This window comes from Microcoleus sp. B7-D4 (assembly GCF_036705125.1).
In the GTDB taxonomy this organism is placed as follows: Bacteria; Cyanobacteriota; Cyanobacteriia; order Cyanobacteriales; family Microcoleaceae; genus Microcoleus.
Genome location: NZ_JAUBTT010000030.1, coordinates 28,676 through 45,149, shown reverse-complemented (window position 1 = coordinate 45,149; position 16,474 = coordinate 28,676). Strand labels below are relative to the sequence as shown.

Sequence of the window (16,474 nt, the reverse complement as noted above, 5' to 3'; positions counted from 1 at the left end):
AATTGTGTTTTTAGTCGATCGGTAATTCTGCACAATTTATCTTCTGTAAGGTGCCAATAGCGCACAATTTTTCTGGCTAGTGTCCGCTATTGGCACCTTATACTAGATTCACAAAAAAATGTAACTATAGACAACCCCCAAACCAGAATATTCATCAGTCATAGCCAATCTAAAATCTAAAATCTAAAATCTAAAATCTAAAATTTAAAATCTAAAATGGCATGACTATCGCCAATAAGGCCGGCCCTTCCAAAAAACTCCCACCGTAACTCCGATTAGTGCAGCTTCCGATAAACTTGCTAATAAAGGAGGGATGGGTAGGAATGACTTTAACACCAAACCCAAGAGTACGCAGAAAACTAAAACCCACAAACTAATTCGGTTGAGCAAAAATTGTTGTTGCCAATACTCTAAAAAGTACACTGCTAAAGCTCCCATTCCCAGTGCAGCAGCGAAAGGTATCAATGTCCCCAGGGAGGAACCGTAAAGAAGCGTCACGACGTTGCGGATTGGTCGGGATTGCGTGAAACCCCAGGCTAAAAATAACTCCAATCCAATCACGATTGAATTGACGAGGGCGGCAATTTGCAGCATTTCTCGCCAAGGTAAAAGTTTTAAGCGCCGCAGAAAATTACTCACGATCGGCAGATTAGGTAGGTTGCTTTGATTTTATAACACTTTTGCCATGACGATCGACCTTTGATGACAATTTGTGAAGTAAAATAAAGATATAGAGCTGTCTCTTGACAAATTCACCCAGAGTAGCTGCCTATTAGTTGTTGGAACCGTGAAAGGAAAAAAGTTATGGTGGAGAACACTGTCGATTGTGCTGTAGCTTGCGTCAATGGCTGCGTTCTGGGCGACAAGTGCCCGAAGCGGGAATACGCAGAAGCAACGTCCCAGTTTATTGAAAATACTTCTCTGGATAAAATGCTAGAAATAGCAGAGGAAGCGGTGAGAAGGAAACGCACGGAACCCCCCAAATGGATAATTCCTGATTTTCCCGAATAGAATTAACATCCCCATTAAAAAGCGATCGCCCGTTGCAAAAGGGCGATCGCTTTTTGTATTCCCAATGAAATAGCCGATCGTAATCCATATATTTCCTGGGATAGAAGCTTTTAGCTTAAATAGCAATTATGATGCCACTTAATGACATCAATTGGCAATAACTAAAAATAATTCAGCTCAAGCGAAAGTCGGACACTTTTAATTTAATTGAGTTCAAAAACCAACAGGAGCAAGTCTCGTGGCACAGCAAAAGGAACGCAACGCAAAAACAACAAGAGATGGTGATAATTTGGGCGAATTGCCTCAAGAAATTACCGAATCTTACGGTACTGGCGTCATCGATCAACCGGGATTGAGCCAAGACGACATAACAATTTTGCAGGACAGCAGTTCAGAAGACTCTTCCACCAGTTCCCGAATCGGTGGCGAGGAGGGCGATCCTGCTGCGGAACAAGAAAGTGCCACTGGCGAGCAATCGGTGGGCGGAACCACGCCTACTCCCGACCTGGATATTGTTGACGAACTCGGAGCCGCTGCGGGCATAGAAATGCCCGATGGCGCTATTTTGAACACAACAAATATGCTTGAACATCGAGATGAAAGTCGCTGGGAATTAGATCCGAGTTCTGCGGAAGATTATCAGGAACGACCGGATTTTTAGGTCAATTTTTTACCAGAAAATAGGTAGTATAATAGGAGCGGGTTCACCAGTATCCATACTTCATATCCCAAGTATTTGTAAATCCGCCCCTCCTCACTTTTGCTCTCGCAGCACATATCCAACTCCCCGAACAGTATGCAGCCGACGTTTTGAGTTAAGCTGTTCTGCATTTAAATTGGATGTCAAAAAATAATCAAACTATTGTGGGGTGGGCGTCCCGCCCGCCCTGAACCTACAATTTAAATGCGCGACAGCTTACTTGCTTCTAACTTAATCCGTAACGCACGAATATACACTTTAATAATGTTTGGCTCACCCATAAAATCGTAACCCCAGATTTTTTATAAAATTGGCTCGCGGGTAATGACTTCCCGGTAATTTCGTAGCATAAATAATAACAAATTAAACTATTTTTTAGTGTACCAATTAGTTAATTAATTCTATAAATTAAAGGGGTTAAACCCTTAAAAATTAGGTCTTCAAATTATAACTTATCCGGGTAATTTGGTTGAGTTCGGCGCCGACGTGTTTTCACTCTCGCGAAGAGTTATTCCATAATGAAAGGCTAGTAAGATATAGGTTCAAAGCGATGCAGGGAATTAGTGGCTAACCGCCACGGACATTACCACCAGCAGTTTTCGTTTACCTGAGAACAAGGTAATTGTAATTGCTCCATTGCGTAATTGAGAAACCTGTAGCTCGCCCAATTGACAACTGCTATATTTTCTGATTTATCAACATTTCCGGTGAGTTACCCTTCATAAAGCGTGTTTGTAGTCAGGACTTCAGTTATCTCTAGGCAGATGAACAATTACTATGAGTCCTGACTACAAACTTACTGTGGTTAGATTGCCGGATATGATATTATGTATGGCAAAAACCGGGTTGATGAAGCCAACCCTCCTCAACAAAAAGGTTATTTATGGAATTTAAAGATTTTCTGGGTTTGCTGCATCCTATTTTAGCTGTAGCGATTGTTTTTCCTATGCTTGGTGTTGTTCTCAATATGGGGTGGCAAACCATGCAGCGTCGGAAGCAAATTGCGATCGACACCAAGAGCAAAATTCCACCTGTAGTCGGTTCAGAACACGTCAAAGCAGGTCGAATTCTGTCAGGTTCTGTGGTAGGAGTGACGTTGTTGGGCCTAGCCTACCCGATTTTTGAGCATATTTTGAGCAAGGATGTTTGGAGCAAAAACTCCTTTCAGGTCATTTTCATTGTGCTGATGTTTGTTGCAACTGTGGGTTCTTTGGTGATGCTATATCGAGCGACACCCGCTTTATGGCGCGGCATATTTGCGACCCTAACAGGTACTGGTTTGGTGATTCTTGGCACTCAAGATGGCGTTTATCGGCGAACCAATGAATGGTATTGGTCTCACTACTACATTGGCATCACCGCTGCGCTAATTATGGTTTTCTCCCTTGCCATCATTGAAGACATTTACAAAGACCGGTCAAACCGCTGGCGCACTACCCATGTAGTATTGAATTCGATCGCTGTGCTGCTCTTTCTGGGACAGGGAATGACCGGAACCAGGGATTTATTAGAAATTCCTCTGAACTGGCAGAAACCTTATATTTATACCTGTGATTTCACCAATAAGACCTGCCCAAAGCCGTGAGCGATCGCATTACTTAGAGATTCAAGTCTAAAATTAGTAGAAATTAGAAGGGCGGGACACCCCACAAGCAATTTGATGTATTGTGGAACAGGCATCTTGCCTGTTCTTGAGAGGTGATGTATTGTGGAACAGGCATCTTGCCTGTTCTTGAGATGTGATGTATTGTGGAACAAGCATCTTGCCTGTTCTGGAGATGTGATGTATTGTGGAACAGGCATCTTGCCTGTTCTTGAGATGAGAATGGTGCAATATCTCAGTCACTACTAATCAGTCATAAATCTTAATCATTGCGAGTCAAACCCTGAAGGCTAACTTGCAAAATCGACAAACCCAAAATTAGCAAAAACAAAACCAGCCCGATCGTACAAGCATAGCCAATTTCCAAATCCTTAAAAGCCCGTTCGTAAAGATAATAAACAACCGTCTTAGAACTATTGCGAGGCCCGCCCTGAGTCATAATATAAACTTCTTCAAAAACCTTAGTAGCAGAAATCGCCGAAATTACCGCAACTAAAACTAAATAAGGCTTCATCAGGGGCACAGTAATATCCCAGTGCTTTCCCCAGCCCTCAGAACCATCAATAGCAGCCGCCTCATAAAGTTCTGCCGGAATAGCTTGCAGCCCTGCCAAATAAATCACCATGTAATAGCCCAATCCTTTCCAGATAGTAACCGCCATGACGCTAAAGATTGCTAACTTCGGATTAGCCAGCCAAGAAACAGGAGGTAAACCCAACAATTCCCCCAACTGATTCAGCAATCCAGTCTCAGCAAACAGCCACTTCCAAGCAATCCCGGCGACAACCATTGAAATCACCGCCGGCGTGTAGTAGGCTGCACGAAACCAGTTCATCCCCTTAAGTTTTTGGTTGCACAAAATCGCCATTCCCAACGGTAGAACAACCAATACAGGCACAACGCAGGTGAGATACAGCAGCGTATTCGTCAAAGTTTGCCAGAATGTGCGATCGCCCGACAACCTGTAAAAATTCTTCAACCCCACCCACTGCGGCATTTGAGTTAAATCATATTCGTAGTTGGTAAAACTCAAATAAAAAGCTTGCACCGCCGGCCACAAAACAGTCAAACTCAAAATAAATAAAGCCGGAAGTAAAAACAAATAAGGAGTCAGGTTTTGTCGCAAAAAAGTCAAAGGCATAAATTAGTTATTAGTTATTAGTTATTAGTTATTACTCGTTCCCAGCCCGAGCCTGGGAACCAGTTATTTCTTAGTCTGCGGAGGCAGACTTGGTTTGTGTAGACGCGGTTTCAACCGCCGAGTAATAAGGGATTAACACTTATTTAACTCCCGAAAACAAACCCTGCCAGTCTCCGGGAGAACTAGCATTGTCCCCCTCTTTTACCTCAAAAGTAACGTTGCAAGCTTGAGGTTGTTCCAAAGCCTCCACGCACAATTCTGCAATATCTTCCCGACTGACTTTGCCCCTAATATTGTCTCCTTGCTCAAATATTAAAGCTTTGCCTCCCGGTTCTTCAGTCAAAGCGCAAGGTCTGACCACAGTATAAGGTATGCCGCTCGATCGCACGCAATCTTCCCCTTTCAACTTCCAAGTCAAAATCCCCCCCAACATATCATTCATCCTGACAGCCGGCGGTTCTTCTTCCAAGTTAATTCCAGGGCGGCCAGGGCGGGTAACTCCTGCCGAACTCACCATCACAAATCGCGGCAAAGTCTGTCCCCCATCAGCTTTAATAGATTCTAACTCCAGTTGAAAAAGACCCGGTGTAAATTTCGGGTTGAGCGCGCCATCATATTCAAACTTGCTCAACATTAACTGAAAAGAAAAAATAGTGCTGGCATCAAATTTAGAGCCATCCTTAACAGTTTTCGCGCGGAATACTGGGATTAATTGGTCAAAAGGAACAGTGATAGTAATCCAGATATTGTAAACAGTATCAAACGAATAGCAATAGCCAATTCCATCCCATTTAGCTTCGTTGCGAACAATCAACTTGTAGCGCTTGCCGTCCCCTTTGACACGTAGTTGGAGGCCACTAAATCCTGCGAGATTGAGCGGAGTATCAAAGTTGCGGGTACGCACCGAAGCAAAGCCGCCCGAGTTGGCAGTAGAAACATTGCCTGTGAATAAAGCAGTATTGTCTGTCAGCCGAATCGAACTTTCGCTGATGCCGCCCATCACGATGTCGTCGAGGGCTCCCCAAGTTTCTTTTAAATCTTGGCTGGGTTTTGTGAAGTCAAAAATTATTTTTTCGCCTGCTTGAATTAGCTGGCGGCGAACAGCTTGCACTAAATTATTGAGGCCTTTGTATTCCACGATTTCGGGAACATCGACAACTTCCGGCATATAAAATTTGATGCCTTGATAGTATTTTTCCCTGGTTGGGGTGTCTCCTTCTACCGGTTGAACTTTCGTGCCGGTGCAGCAGATAACTGCTTCTACGCCCTCGGTTACTAACGGTGTTAGGGTTTCTGGCAGAGTGATATCTCCTTCGACTAACTCGACATTTTGGCCGAGAATTTCTGTTGCTCTTTTGGTATCTCTGACGAGAGCTCGCACTCTATATCCCCGCTGTTGCAGCCGCTTGACAACTCGCTTCCCGACGCCGCCGGTAGCACCGGCTACCAGTATTAGTTTGGGTTGGTCTTTTTTAGTTTTGCTGCTGCTTCCAAAGAGTTGTTGCAGCCAGCTAATGCTGCCAATGAAGGGAATGACGCCGAAATAAGCCAAGGTTTTGAGAAACCTGCCGGCATCCCATTGGGCGGTTTTTTTTTCAGTCATACTAGCTTCCTCTGAATTGGCTCAAATCTACTTAGCTGCTTTTGTATTTTAATCGAATTTTCGATTTTTGAATTTGGGCGATTTCCTAGCCTTCGGAATAGCAACGCTTGCGCGGACTTTTTTTCACTTGACAATGGGTGTGGGAGGAGTCTGGCTCAAGGGAATCTCAATAATCAACTCGGTTCCCTCTCCGGGGGCGGAAATGCAAGTCAATTTGCCACCGTGTTGTTCTACCGCAATTTCGTGGCTAATCGCCAAACCTATCCCCGCACCTTTGCCCACCTGTTTTGTGGTAAAAAACGGCTCAAAAATTTTCTGGCAAACTTTTTCTTCCATGCCCCAACCGTTGTCCTTGATCCGAACTGCTACGGCTTTTCCTCCCGGACAAATTTCAGTCACAATCCGAATTTGTCCGCACGTCACTGGCTCTTCTTCGCCCCCGCAGTGCGACGATAAATTATTGTTGACAAAGGCCTCTTCGAGAGCATCAATTGCATTTGTCAGTACATTCATAAATACTTGGTTGATTTGAACTGCGTAACACTCAACCAAAGGCAGAGAGCCATATTCTTTGATGAGATGAATTGCTGGGCGATCGGGCTTCGGTTTGAGTCGGTTGCTCAAAATCAACAAAGCGCTGTCCAATCCGTCGTGAATGTCAACTGGTTTAATCTCTGCTTCGTCAATTCTAGAGAAATTTCGCAGCGACTGAACTATCTCGCGGATGCGGTTAGCTCCTACTTTCATTGAACCCAGCAACTTCGGTAAGTCTTCAACTATGAACTCTAATTCTACTGCTTCTATTTGTGCTTGAACTTCTGGCGAAGGCGACGGATAGTGCTGCTCGTAAAGCTGCAATAAATTAATCATTTTTTGACTGTATTCATTAGCATAGCTAAGATTGCCGTAGATGAAGTTAATCGGGTTAGTGACTTCATAAGCTACCGCCGCCACCAACTGTCCCAAACTTGACATTCTTTCGCTTTGCACCAATTGAGTTTGCGCCCGCTTAAGCTCGGACATCGCTGTTTTTAAGTTAGCAGTTTTTTCCCGTTCTCTGGCGACTGATGCTTCTAGTGCCGTATTTAATTTCTCGAGTTTGTCGGCTTGGCGCAGCACTATATTAATCATTGCTTTTTTTAGTTCCAATGCAGCGTCTATTTCGCATTGTTTCCAAGGCAACGATTTGTACCTCACATTTTCCTTCCACAGCTCGAAGGATTTCCTAGGAGACAGTCGAGGGTTGCCCTCTTCATCTTTTTCAACTGGTTTGTTGGGGTTGCCTGCCCAATTTACGGTCTTAATTACTTCCGGGCGAAACCACAAAACGTAGATTTTCTGAGTCGGGGATATTGCTATGGCCAAACACCCGCTGGCCGTGTCTTTAAATTCCTCAGCTTCTGGATAGCATTTGGTCAGCGAGTCTGTAGAAAAAATTTCTTTGTTTAGGTGATTTTGCACCCACTGAGTTAAGTATTTGAGCGCTTCTCCCTGGGGTGTTTGCCCGACTCGATAGCAATTGTCTCCAAATACTATTGCTGCTCCCTGGGCGTTGACTGCTTCTAGCAAATTATGCTGACATTTAACTAAGACTTGTGACAAGTTTTCGGAGGTGGATATGTCTTCAAAAATCTTGGTGAGAATAGATTTTAAGTGTAGTTGATAGTCGTAGTCTTCGTTTCCTTCTTTTGATTGGAGTTCTAAGGACATTACTTGCCCGATAAATTCGCAGGCGGCACGCAATTCATAGTTGAGGTATTTTGGTGTATAGTTGTGGCAAGCAATCAATCCCCACAGTTTTTTGTCTTTCATTAACGAGATTGACATCGAAGCTGCAACGCCCATATTTTGCAGGTATTCTATGTGAATGGGAGAAACGCTTCTCAACACGCTGAAACTCAGGTCGAGGGGCTGGCTGGTAAGAGCATGGTTTCCTGAAACAAGGGGGACTGGTTGATAATTAATATCTGGGATTAACCTCAGCCAATTTAACGCATACAGTTGTCTGGCTTGTTTGGGAATATCTGAGCTGGGGTAGTTTAATCCTAAGAAAGGACTCAGCATTTCTGCTTTGTCTTCAGCGATCACAGCCCCGTTGCCTTCGTGGTCAAATTGATAGACCATAACTCTATCAAAACCAGATATTTTCCTGACTTCTTCTACAGTCAGTTGGCATAATTCTTTGAGATTTTTAGCACTTTGAATTTTGCTAACAGTGGCTCTTACTGAATGATAAAAGCTAAAAACCGAAATATTTTCTGGGCTGGTAGCTAATTCTAACTCGACAATCAAAACTCCTTCTACTCTGTGAAGGATGCAGTCAAATTCTAAAGATTTACCTGCTTTATGAACAGAGAGTTTAATGGGATTGACTGTTTTTAAGTTTTCATTCCGCAAACAGGCATTGAGTTTTTCTAGTTGAACTCTATCGAATAATAAGCTCAAATCTTGACCGATCGCACTTTCCGGCTCTACTCCTAACAAATCTTGCGTATTTTCACTGACTTGCAGTATTTCTAGTTCAGGTTCTCGTACAACAAGTAGCACCCCGTGTGGCTGAATGTGCCCCGATATGTGAATCGGTTCTCTGTCGCAGTTTGTCAAGTCAACTTCTTCGAGCGCGGGAATTGTGATTTGTAGATCCATTTTCTTTGTCTTCCGCTGTAAAATTTCTAGAGGGTTCTATTGATTTGAGATTTGAGAGCAAATTGGCTTTTCCATAATAATCTCATATTGTTCGATCGCATAACGGCTCGCTCCCTTGACGGACACTGAGAATCCATCATCCGAGAATCAGCGAATCAAAAATGATTGAGTCGAAAATCAGCCTGCCGTATGTGTTGCTGTTCTAGCAGCCTCAGCCTTCTAGAAATTTTACAGACTTGGCTCTTCTATACTATCGCTTCCCGATGTTAATTATCACAGCTATTTTTGCCATTCTTCCAGTATGTTTAATAATTTCCCCAAACTTTAATATTTGTGGTAAAATTTTTCCTGCTGGAAAAGGGGGAGAGAAAGGGAGCATCTCAATGAAAGCAGCCCTCCGCTAGAAATTGGAGTTAGGAGTCAGGAGTCAGGAGTCAGGAGAAAAGAGTCAGAAGGAAGAAGTCAGGCGCCAGAAGAAGTGTTTGTACAAATATGAGATGCTCCCGAGAGAAATGCGTCTCCAGAGCGGCCTACTTACTGAAATATTAAGTTAAGGTAAGGGTGACAATATCTGAAAGTCAAGTCACGCTAAGCTCTTTAAGTATACCCAACAGGCCCGACAATTAGACTGATGATCGACTTCAATACAGTTACTGAATTTTCTCATACCTACTGCATAGCTATCTGTGCCTTTTTAGTTCCGGCAAACTTGCTGAATACTTTGCTGACAGCGATTTTGACAGGACTAAACCGACCTCGAATGCAAATTTGGGCGTCTGTGGGTGTGGCCAGCCTTTGGGCTACAGCAATGATATTTCACGTTTTTACCTGGTTCGCGATCGGGGTAGTAATGCCTCCGACATACATCTTGCTAGTTATGGCAATCACTTGTCTGACAATCAATGTCTGGGCGATCGCTCATCCTGCAAGCATGATGCAATTAATTCGAGTTGCGGTATCAGTGGTTAGGGGAGGTTTCAGAAGGAAGAAGGATTTAGTTGTCTAAGAGACAAATATCTCGTTATCTAGCAACTCAAAAAGAATTTGGAGGGGGTAATGTGAAAAGTTTCAGGGAAAATATTGGTTTCTGAATAGTTTTTCGGGTGGCCAATCGTGCTTCCGAGGGCTGAGTTTTCAGCGGTTATTCCGGTTCGCGATCGCGACAATCTTCTGTTTCCGGGCCGCGGGGATGGATCGTGCAGTTGAGCAGGTAGCCGCCGTCGCTTCTGCCGTAATAGTAGCGGCATCCGATGCAAATTGCGGGAGGTTCGATCGCACTTTGGTAAACCGGATAATCCGCAGTTGCCAGCAGCGAAAAGTCGCGCTGCGTCTGAACATTCCCGATAATAGCACCGGATAGTTCGACAGCTTGGCGGATGTTTTCGATCCTGGTGTAAGGCGGCAGGTAAATGTCAACACAAAGGCGTAGGCCCTGGCTATCCTGTTCGTGGCGGGTAATAGTGCCTCCGAGCAAACCGACGCGCGAAGCGATAGCCGAGGAAAATTCGCTCAGGGAGGTGCAGTAACCGGAGAAAACGTGAATATGTTCGTCCGTAGTAGCTCTCACCGTCAGGCGAGTGGGAATTCGGACTCTCAGGTAAGCGTCGAGTTCGTCAAAAACCGGTTCGGCGAGGGAGAGCATTTGGCTTGCGTCTTCGTGGTTGAGCCCAAAACCCTTAGAAACCTTGGACACGAGGGCTGCTAAAATATCAAAAACTTCGGTTAAGAGCGATTGTAGCCTGCTATCAATGGCGATCGGACATTCTCTCAGCAGCTTTAAATAATCCTCCAAACGATGAGCAATGCGCTGAATGCTGCTAAATCCGAGCATAGCTGCTCCCCCTTTAATCGAGTGCGAGGCTCGGATGAGCTGGTGTATTCTTTGGGGAGCTGGCACGGTGTTTTGCAGGTCCTGCAAGCCTGGTTCGATAATTTGGATCTGTTCTGTGGCTTCTTCGATAAAGTAGCCGATGATCCGCTGTAGTTGTTCTGGCAGCATAATTTTATTCTCCGAAAGGCACCCTAGGAGCGGTTGACTGTTGTCAGTTGACTGTTGTCAGTTGACTGTTGTCATTAATCAGACATTTGATAGTTGGGAACCGATATTTAACTGACGAGTTATTTTTGTTTTTAAGCCCTAATTTGTTTTATTCTGACTCACGGCAACTGTAGTGGCAATGTCGAAAACTGTTAACTCTTAACTGTTGACAGTAATTTTTTTGGCTCCGACGGTAGCGGTTGCTACCCCCAACAGCAGCACCGCAGCACCTACGAGTACCGCCGGCGCCGGCATTTCCCCAAACAGCAAATAACCCAACCAACTCGCCGCCACCGGTTCAAACAGGATAGCAAGAGTTACCAGAGTTGGGGAAATCTGCATTACAGCCCAGTTCAAAATGGTGTGGCCGACTAACTGAGGCACAGCGGCCGTTAACAAAATATAAAAATATACAATGTGGGGGTAATTAGTATAAGTAGTGCCGAAGGCGAAGGGGAGAGGGAGCAGGACGATCGCAGCCACAGTATAGGCGATCGCGATATAGCCGCCAATTCCCAGCCCCCGCCGCTGAGCTTCCCGGCCCAGCAGCAAATACAAGCTAACAGCCCAGGAACCAGCCAGAGCAAGGAAATCGCCTAGCAGTTGGCTGCTGCCAGCATTAGCTGCGCCCGCACTTCCCAGAGCGATCGCCATTCCCCCAATCAGGGCTATAGTAATGCCAGCGATCGACAGTTTGCTGAGTTTTTCCCCGAACCAGAAGCGCGACAAAAGCGCTACCCAGACAGGATTAGTGGTGACGAGAGCAGTCGAGGCGGCGATCGAAGTATAAGAAAGTGAGGTTATCCAGAGGGCAAAGTGCAGGGCGAGACACAAACCCGCAGTAGCAGCATAGCGCCGAGCTCCCGGTTGCAGGGCGTTCCACTGAATTTTCCGCCAAGCCGGAAGCAGAATTAAAGCAGATAAAGTCAGACGAGAGGCCGCGAGCACCAGACTGAAACCCAAACCGCCCGCCCCTGCTGAAAAGTTAGCCAGCCGAATTAAGATGGAGGAAGTTGAGACGGCTAAAACGCCGATAATTAACACTAGGGCGATCGACCAATTCGGCGTTTGTTTCGGAAGATTCATTTTTTAGACATTGGGCATTGGCCAAACAGGGCATTGGGCATTGGCCAAACAGGGCATTGGCCAAACAGGGCATTGGGCATTGGGAAAATTTATATAGCAATTTTTACATAATGCTGAACACTTTCTGAAGACTTTCTCTTCCCTTCTCTTCCCTTCTCTTCCTTCGCGTCTTCGTGGTTCGTTAAAAAAAAACCGATCGCCCTTCTTAAAAAATTCCCATATCCAAGAAATATTAATGTATAGTAGGGGCAGGGCGGGTTTATGAAATTGTATATTACGGGCAATTATTGTTTGCGAACCCGCCCTACAAAATTCAACATCAAACAAGTCCGAATCATCTCGTTTCCGGTTGCATCGGTATTATTCAAACAGTTAACAGTCAACCGTCAACAGTCAACAGTCAACACTCATTCCGGTTCAGCCGGAATTGATATTACAATTTATAACTATCTATGGCTCCGACAGTTTTGATTACAGGCGCTTCTCAAGGAAGCGGCAAAGCAACAGCAATTTTATTTGCAAGTAAAGGTTACGATGTAGTTATGGTAGCTCGCCAGCCAGAGAGATTGGCAGCAGCAGCGGCCCAAGTGCAGCGAGAAGGCACTTCCGCTGTAGCTATTCCGGGGGATGTGGGCGACATTCAACAAGTGCGGGCGATCGTCCAAAAAGCCCTAGATGCCTGCGGCCACATCGATGTTTTAGTTAACAATGCTGGCATTTGTCTCACGGGGGCGATCGAGCACACTACCTCCGAAGACTGGCAGCAATTAATGAATACCAATTTTTGGGGCTGCGTTAACACAATTCAAGAAATGTTGCCACATTTTTTGGAACGAAAAACAGGGACAATAGTCAATGTTGGTTCCATTGGCGGCAAAATGCCTTTGCCTCAAATGACTGCTTATTGCGCCAGCAAATATGCAGTAACCGGTTTAACAGAAACTTTGCGATTGGAATTAGCGCCTCAAGGTATTCACGTTTGCGCCGTGCATCCGGGCCTGATTAACAGCGATTTTTTAGAAAGAGCTCAATTTCGCGATCGAGACGAACCCGCAGTCGAATCGCGCCGCCAGCAAATGAGCAAAATGCTGAAATCTGAGTGGGCAACTCAGCCCGAAGATATTGCTAAAGCTATCTGGGATGCTGTGAAAAATCAGCGTGCAGAAGTTACCGTCGGCCCTGCTTTTGTAGCGTCGGAAGCTTATCGTTTGTTCCCCGGTTTGATGCAGTGGGCAATGGAAAAGGGCAAGCTGTGAGACTTATTGGTAATTGCTAATTGGTAATTGCTAATTGGTAAGGTGCGCCATAAGCACCAGACAAATTATTAGTAACGCGCATCAGTCCTAGGGATCTGTTCACCTGAATATATACAACTAAAGAAAGAGACTGTGAAAGCCGCCCGAACACTATAATAATGGCAAACAAACCAGGACATACACCATGCAAATCAAAGCACTTGCAGTTACAAAAACAGGCGGATTGCTTGAAGAATACAAATTCGATGTCGCCCCTCCAAAAGTACATGAATGTATTATAAAAGTGTTAAGCTGCGGCATTTGTCACTCTGACTTGCACATGATTGACAATGACTGGGGTCAATCAAAATATCCCCTCGTTCCGGGCCACGAAGTTATCGGAGAAGTGGCAGAAATAGGGCCGCAAGTGACTCATTTAAAAGTGGGCGATCGCGTTGGTGTCGGCTGGCAACGGTCGTCTTGTTTGCAGTGCCGCGACTGCTTGCGCGGTAACGAAAATCTCTGCGATGAAAACCAGGGATTAATTGTTACAGGCCCGGGCGGTTTTGCCGATTATTTGATGGTAGATTCCCGCTTTGCTTTTCCTATTCCCAAAGGCATCGATTCCAACGTAGCGGGGCCGCTGTTGTGCGGCGGAATTACAGTTTACGCCGGTTTGCGAAATGCAGGGATGAGTTCCGGGCAAGAAATTGGCATTCTCGGCATCGGCGGTTTGGGACACATGGCGGTGCAATTTGCGAAAAAATTAGGAAACCGCGTTACAGTTTTTACTACTTCCCAAGATAAGGCAGAATTTGCACATAAAATGGGGGCGGACGAAGCTATTGTAGTAGGAAAAGGCGAAATTCCTCAAGCCCCCAGCAGCAAATTAGATATTTTGTTGAGCACTGTTCCTGCTTCTTTAGATTGGGTTCCGTACATTGATTTTCTCGATTCTAACGGTGCGCTTGCTTTTGTGGGAGTTCCCGACGAACCTTTGAGCATTCCGTTATTTTCGCTGCTGATGAAGCAACGCCGAATTGTGAGTTCTCTCATCGGCGGTCGCGCTATGATTAATGAAATGCTGGCAATTGCAGAGAAGTTTGAGATTGAGCCGATTGTCGAAGTTTTTGCGATCGCACAAGCGAATGAAGCAATTCAGAAAGTCCGGGACAATCAAGTGCGCTATCGCGCAGTTTTGACGGTGAGTTAGATAATGGGTAATGGGTAAGGTGCGCCTAGCGCACCCTACTAGAGATATATAAGCAACGAATTAAAGCAAAGAATTAGCATTAATAAAACGGCCGTTTAAATCGGCTGGGGTCACATTCAAAACAGTACCCAACAAAGCATTAGTAAAACCGAATCTAATATTAGTAGCTTCCACACGGCCGTTGCCATCGGGATCGAGACTTCGCTGGGAGATGCCGCCCTTGGCTAATAAGCTAGTTCCACCGGCTATACTTGCAGGATCGATCAGCAGCAGTCTCGGATCGTTCAAGCTATAACTTACCTCTTCCAAGGAGATATTGCTGCTGGTAAATGCCACACTAATTCCAATCGAATCGCTAGACTTATCAAAATCCACAATTACCGCGTCAGGAACTTCAATTCCAACTACTCGGATTCCCGCTTGATCGACTCTAAAAACAAATACATCGCTCCCCCCACCACCTTGGTAAATATCCACATCTCTGTCGCCAATTAAAGTATCATTACCGTCACCGCCCACTAACAAATCAACGCCTTGTCCTCCGCGCAACAAATCATTTCCCGCACCCCCATCTAGGAAATCGCTATTTCTATCTCCTGTCAAGAAATCGTCGCCAGTTTCTCCCAAAACATCGTCATCATCTTTGCCGGCGTAAATAGAATCATTGCCGACACCGCCTAACAGACTGTCTTTACCATCGTTGCCGAAAATCCGTTCTACATCTGACGAGCCCCTGACAGTATCATTGCCGCCCAGCATCCAAAGTCCCCCAGGAAAACTAGCAAGCTGTCCTGGTGCAAGTGTAATATTTTCAGGAGAATTGTCTCCTACCAAACGAGAGATGCCTGAATTATCTGGTGTGAGTACCATATTTGTAAACTTGATGCGATGTGAGCATGGATATTGTGCAATATTCTACAGCTTATTAGGGTGCGCCAGAACACAGTTACTTCCTCACTCGCGATCGAGCAATCGCTGGCGCACCCTACTAGATAGCTCGATCGCTCCATCTTGGCACAAGCCTGATGGAAATACCCTAGATTAAAATAAAAGTTAAAATTTGAGCCGATGCCAATTATCTTAGTTGAAGACTTGAGCAAAGTTTATCCGGTAGCGATTAAAGAACCGGGGCTTAAAGGAACAGTGCGACACTTTTTTAGTCGCACTTACCGCAATATCAAAGCAGTTGAGGGCGTTTCTTTCAGTATTGAACCGGGGGAAGTCGTGGGGTTTCTCGGTGCTAACGGTGCGGGCAAAACTACTACGCTGAAAATGCTGACGGGTTTGATTTATCCGTCTGCGGGTACGGTGAGTGTGTGCGATCGTACTCCTTTCCGTCGGGAAGCAGATTTTCTGCAAAAAATCACCTTAGTGATGGGGCAGAAACAGCAGTTAATTTGGGATTTACCTGTGCTTGACTCTCTCCGAATTAATGCCGCTGTCTACGGCATTCCCGATACAGATTATCGGCGGCGCGTCGGAGAATTGACCGAAATGCTGTCACTAGAAGGCAAGTTAAATCAGGCGGTGCGAAAGCTGTCTTTAGGCGAACGCATGAAAGCGGAATTGATGGCCGCACTAATGCACCAGCCAGAGGTATTATTTTTAGATGAACCGACTTTAGGTTTGGATATAAACGCACAGTTTAGCGTCAGGCAATTTCTGCGAGAATATAACGAGCGCTATCAAGCAACGGTGTTGTTGACGAGCCATTACATGGCTGACATTACTGCTTTGTGCAAGCGCGTTTTGTTAATCCATGAAGGGCAATTAGTTTATGATGGCAGTTTGGACGGATTGCTCGACAGGTTTGCACCTTATCGGGAAGTTCAGGTAAAATTAGCTAAGCCGCTGGCCAAAGATAGTGCTTTTGCTTACGGGGAGGTAGAATCTATTGAGGGACAATCGGTGCGTTTTTTGGTTAAAAGGGAAGAGCTGACGGTGAGCGTGGCGAAGATTTTGGCGGACTTGGATGTGATAGATTTGACTGTTACCGATCCGCCAATTGAAGAGGTTATTGGTAGAGTTTTTCGCACGGGAAAAGTTTAATGTTTTTGGCTGGGCTCATTCTCCATAACAGGCAAGATCCCTGTTCCACTAAAGTTTCAATGTTGTGTGGAACGGGCATCTTGCCCGTTGCTAAAACCGAAAGATTGAACAGGCAAGATGCCTGTTCCACTAGAGTTTCAATGTTGTGT

Annotated in this window: 18 protein-coding genes; 8 read left to right on the top strand and 10 right to left on the bottom strand. The window is 45.2% G+C overall.

Going from position 1 to position 16,474, the window contains the following annotated elements; all coding sequences use genetic code 11:
• Positions 1-225 precede the first annotated feature (225 nt).
• Positions 226-639 carry a peptide chain release factor 1 gene (locus QUB12_RS14255; protein ID WP_333103423.1) on the bottom strand — a complete coding sequence of 138 codons (414 nt, stop codon included), beginning with the start codon at positions 637-639 and terminating at the stop codon, positions 226-228.
• A 165-nt stretch (positions 640-804) separates the two neighbouring features.
• Here QUB12_RS14255 and QUB12_RS14250 point away from each other — a divergent pair, with 165 nt between their 5' ends.
• Together QUB12_RS14250 and QUB12_RS14245 are read left to right on the top strand one after the other, a co-directional pair.
• Positions 805-1,011 (top strand): hypothetical protein, encoded by a 207-nt coding sequence (locus tag QUB12_RS14250; RefSeq protein ID WP_333142901.1) that lies wholly within the window; start codon positions 805-807, stop codon positions 1,009-1,011.
• Between the two features lie 238 nt (positions 1,012-1,249).
• Positions 1,250-1,672: a DUF6335 family protein gene (locus tag QUB12_RS14245; protein WP_333142900.1), complete on the top strand. Its 423-nt coding sequence runs from the start codon at positions 1,250-1,252 to the stop codon at positions 1,670-1,672.
• A gap of 239 nt (positions 1,673-1,911) precedes the next feature.
• Here QUB12_RS14245 and QUB12_RS14240 read toward each other — a convergent pair whose 3' ends face one another.
• Positions 1,912-1,992: a hypothetical protein gene (locus QUB12_RS14240; RefSeq protein ID WP_333142918.1), complete on the bottom strand. Its 81-nt coding sequence runs from the start codon at positions 1,990-1,992 to the stop codon at positions 1,912-1,914.
• A gap of 602 nt (positions 1,993-2,594) precedes the next feature.
• Here QUB12_RS14240 and QUB12_RS14235 point away from each other — a divergent pair.
• A complete protein-coding gene (locus tag QUB12_RS14235; RefSeq protein WP_333307214.1) occupies positions 2,595-3,296 on the top strand; it encodes a DUF4079 domain-containing protein in 702 nt (233 codons plus the stop codon).
• 33 nt (positions 3,297-3,329) lie between these two features.
• On the opposite strand, the gene QUB12_RS14230 is transcribed toward QUB12_RS14235, so the two are convergent.
• From QUB12_RS14230 to QUB12_RS14215, 4 genes are all read right to left on the bottom strand, one after another.
• Complete coding sequence (locus tag QUB12_RS14230; protein ID WP_333142898.1) at positions 3,330-3,473, bottom strand: hypothetical protein; 144 nt, start codon at positions 3,471-3,473, stop codon at positions 3,330-3,332.
• Positions 3,474-3,576: 103 nt separating this feature from the next.
• On the bottom strand, positions 3,577-4,455 hold the full coding sequence (locus tag QUB12_RS14225; protein WP_333307213.1) for a sugar ABC transporter permease: 879 nt from the start codon (positions 4,453-4,455) through the stop codon (positions 3,577-3,579).
• Positions 4,456-4,594: 139 nt separating this feature from the next.
• Entirely contained in the window at positions 4,595-6,058 is a 1,464-nt protein-coding gene (locus QUB12_RS14220) for a CIA30 family protein (protein ID WP_333307210.1), read from the bottom strand.
• 123 nt (positions 6,059-6,181) lie between these two features.
• Positions 6,182-8,704, bottom strand: a complete 2,523-nt coding sequence (locus tag QUB12_RS14215; RefSeq protein ID WP_333307208.1) for an ATP-binding protein — start codon at positions 8,702-8,704, stop codon at positions 6,182-6,184.
• Between the two features lie 631 nt (positions 8,705-9,335).
• Here QUB12_RS14215 and QUB12_RS14210 point away from each other — a divergent pair.
• The gene (locus QUB12_RS14210) at positions 9,336-9,710 is read left to right on the top strand and encodes a hypothetical protein (RefSeq protein WP_333142894.1); all 375 of its coding nucleotides are present in this window, start codon (positions 9,336-9,338) and stop codon (positions 9,708-9,710) included.
• A gap of 135 nt (positions 9,711-9,845) precedes the next feature.
• Here QUB12_RS14210 and QUB12_RS14205 read toward each other — a convergent pair whose 3' ends face one another.
• Together QUB12_RS14205 and QUB12_RS14200 are read right to left on the bottom strand one after the other, a co-directional pair.
• Positions 9,846-10,703 (bottom strand): Hpt domain-containing protein, encoded by an 858-nt coding sequence (locus QUB12_RS14205; RefSeq protein ID WP_333142893.1) that lies wholly within the window; start codon positions 10,701-10,703, stop codon positions 9,846-9,848.
• Positions 10,704-10,901: 198 nt separating this feature from the next.
• Positions 10,902-11,828, bottom strand: coding sequence for a DMT family transporter (locus QUB12_RS14200; RefSeq protein ID WP_333142892.1), 927 nt, complete (start codon positions 11,826-11,828; stop codon positions 10,902-10,904).
• Between the two features lie 261 nt (positions 11,829-12,089).
• On the opposite strand from QUB12_RS14200, the gene QUB12_RS14195 reads away from it, so the two are divergent.
• The 3 genes from QUB12_RS14195 to QUB12_RS14185 all read left to right on the top strand — a co-directional run bounded on the left by QUB12_RS14195 (position 12,090) and on the right by QUB12_RS14185 (position 14,276).
• The gene (locus tag QUB12_RS14195; protein ID WP_333142891.1) at positions 12,090-12,299 is read left to right on the top strand and encodes a hypothetical protein; all 210 of its coding nucleotides are present in this window, start codon (positions 12,090-12,092) and stop codon (positions 12,297-12,299) included.
• Complete coding sequence (locus QUB12_RS14190; RefSeq protein ID WP_333142890.1) at positions 12,281-13,084, top strand: SDR family oxidoreductase; 804 nt, start codon at positions 12,281-12,283, stop codon at positions 13,082-13,084. Before QUB12_RS14195 ends, QUB12_RS14190 begins: the two co-directional genes overlap by 19 nt.
• Before the next feature lie 184 nt (positions 13,085-13,268).
• Complete coding sequence (locus QUB12_RS14185) at positions 13,269-14,276, top strand: NAD(P)-dependent alcohol dehydrogenase (protein ID WP_333142889.1); 1,008 nt, start codon at positions 13,269-13,271, stop codon at positions 14,274-14,276.
• 60 nt (positions 14,277-14,336) lie between these two features.
• Here QUB12_RS14185 and QUB12_RS14180 read toward each other — a convergent pair whose 3' ends face one another.
• Positions 14,337-15,146, bottom strand: a complete 810-nt coding sequence (locus QUB12_RS14180) for a calcium-binding protein (protein ID WP_333142888.1) — start codon at positions 15,144-15,146, stop codon at positions 14,337-14,339.
• Between the two features lie 198 nt (positions 15,147-15,344).
• Here QUB12_RS14180 and QUB12_RS14175 point away from each other — a divergent pair, with 198 nt between their 5' ends.
• Positions 15,345-16,325 (top strand): ATP-binding cassette domain-containing protein, encoded by a 981-nt coding sequence (locus tag QUB12_RS14175; protein WP_333142887.1) that lies wholly within the window; start codon positions 15,345-15,347, stop codon positions 16,323-16,325.
• On the opposite strand, the gene QUB12_RS14170 is transcribed toward QUB12_RS14175, so the two are convergent.
• Positions 16,291-16,474: hypothetical protein (locus QUB12_RS14170; protein WP_333307206.1), on the bottom strand; the 184-nt coding region annotated here is incomplete at its 5' end. The two genes, QUB12_RS14175 and QUB12_RS14170, sit on opposite strands and share 35 nt — an antisense overlap.

What these genes read in the sequence shown, in the direction of transcription:
- QUB12_RS14250 (WP_333142901.1), top strand. Translation starts at nt 805, where the DNA reads ATGGTGGAGAACACTGTCGATTGTGCTGTAGCTTGCGTCAATGGCTGC.
- QUB12_RS14240 (WP_333142918.1), bottom strand. Translation starts at nt 1,992, where the DNA reads ATGGGTGAGCCAAACATTATTAAAGTGTATATTCGTGCGTTACGGATT.
- QUB12_RS14235 (WP_333307214.1), top strand. Translation starts at nt 2,595, where the DNA reads ATGGAATTTAAAGATTTTCTGGGTTTGCTGCATCCTATTTTAGCTGTA.
- QUB12_RS14230 (WP_333142898.1), bottom strand. Translation starts at nt 3,473, where the DNA reads ATGCTTGTTCCACAATACATCACATCTCAAGAACAGGCAAGATGCCTG.
- QUB12_RS14225 (WP_333307213.1), bottom strand. Translation starts at nt 4,455, where the DNA reads ATGCCTTTGACTTTTTTGCGACAAAACCTGACTCCTTATTTGTTTTTA.
- QUB12_RS14220 (WP_333307210.1), bottom strand. Translation starts at nt 6,058, where the DNA reads ATGACTGAAAAAAAAACCGCCCAATGGGATGCCGGCAGGTTTCTCAAA.
- QUB12_RS14215 (WP_333307208.1), bottom strand. Translation starts at nt 8,704, where the DNA reads ATGGATCTACAAATCACAATTCCCGCGCTCGAAGAAGTTGACTTGACA.
- QUB12_RS14210 (WP_333142894.1), top strand. Translation starts at nt 9,336, where the DNA reads ATGATCGACTTCAATACAGTTACTGAATTTTCTCATACCTACTGCATA.
- QUB12_RS14205 (WP_333142893.1), bottom strand. Translation starts at nt 10,703, where the DNA reads ATGCTGCCAGAACAACTACAGCGGATCATCGGCTACTTTATCGAAGAA.
- QUB12_RS14200 (WP_333142892.1), bottom strand. Translation starts at nt 11,828, where the DNA reads ATGAATCTTCCGAAACAAACGCCGAATTGGTCGATCGCCCTAGTGTTA.
- QUB12_RS14195 (WP_333142891.1), top strand. Translation starts at nt 12,090, where the DNA reads ATGAAATTGTATATTACGGGCAATTATTGTTTGCGAACCCGCCCTACA.
- QUB12_RS14190 (WP_333142890.1), top strand. Translation starts at nt 12,281, where the DNA reads ATGGCTCCGACAGTTTTGATTACAGGCGCTTCTCAAGGAAGCGGCAAA.
- QUB12_RS14185 (WP_333142889.1), top strand. Translation starts at nt 13,269, where the DNA reads ATGCAAATCAAAGCACTTGCAGTTACAAAAACAGGCGGATTGCTTGAA.
- QUB12_RS14180 (WP_333142888.1), bottom strand. Translation starts at nt 15,146, where the DNA reads ATGGTACTCACACCAGATAATTCAGGCATCTCTCGTTTGGTAGGAGAC.
- QUB12_RS14175 (WP_333142887.1), top strand. Translation starts at nt 15,345, where the DNA reads ATGCCAATTATCTTAGTTGAAGACTTGAGCAAAGTTTATCCGGTAGCG.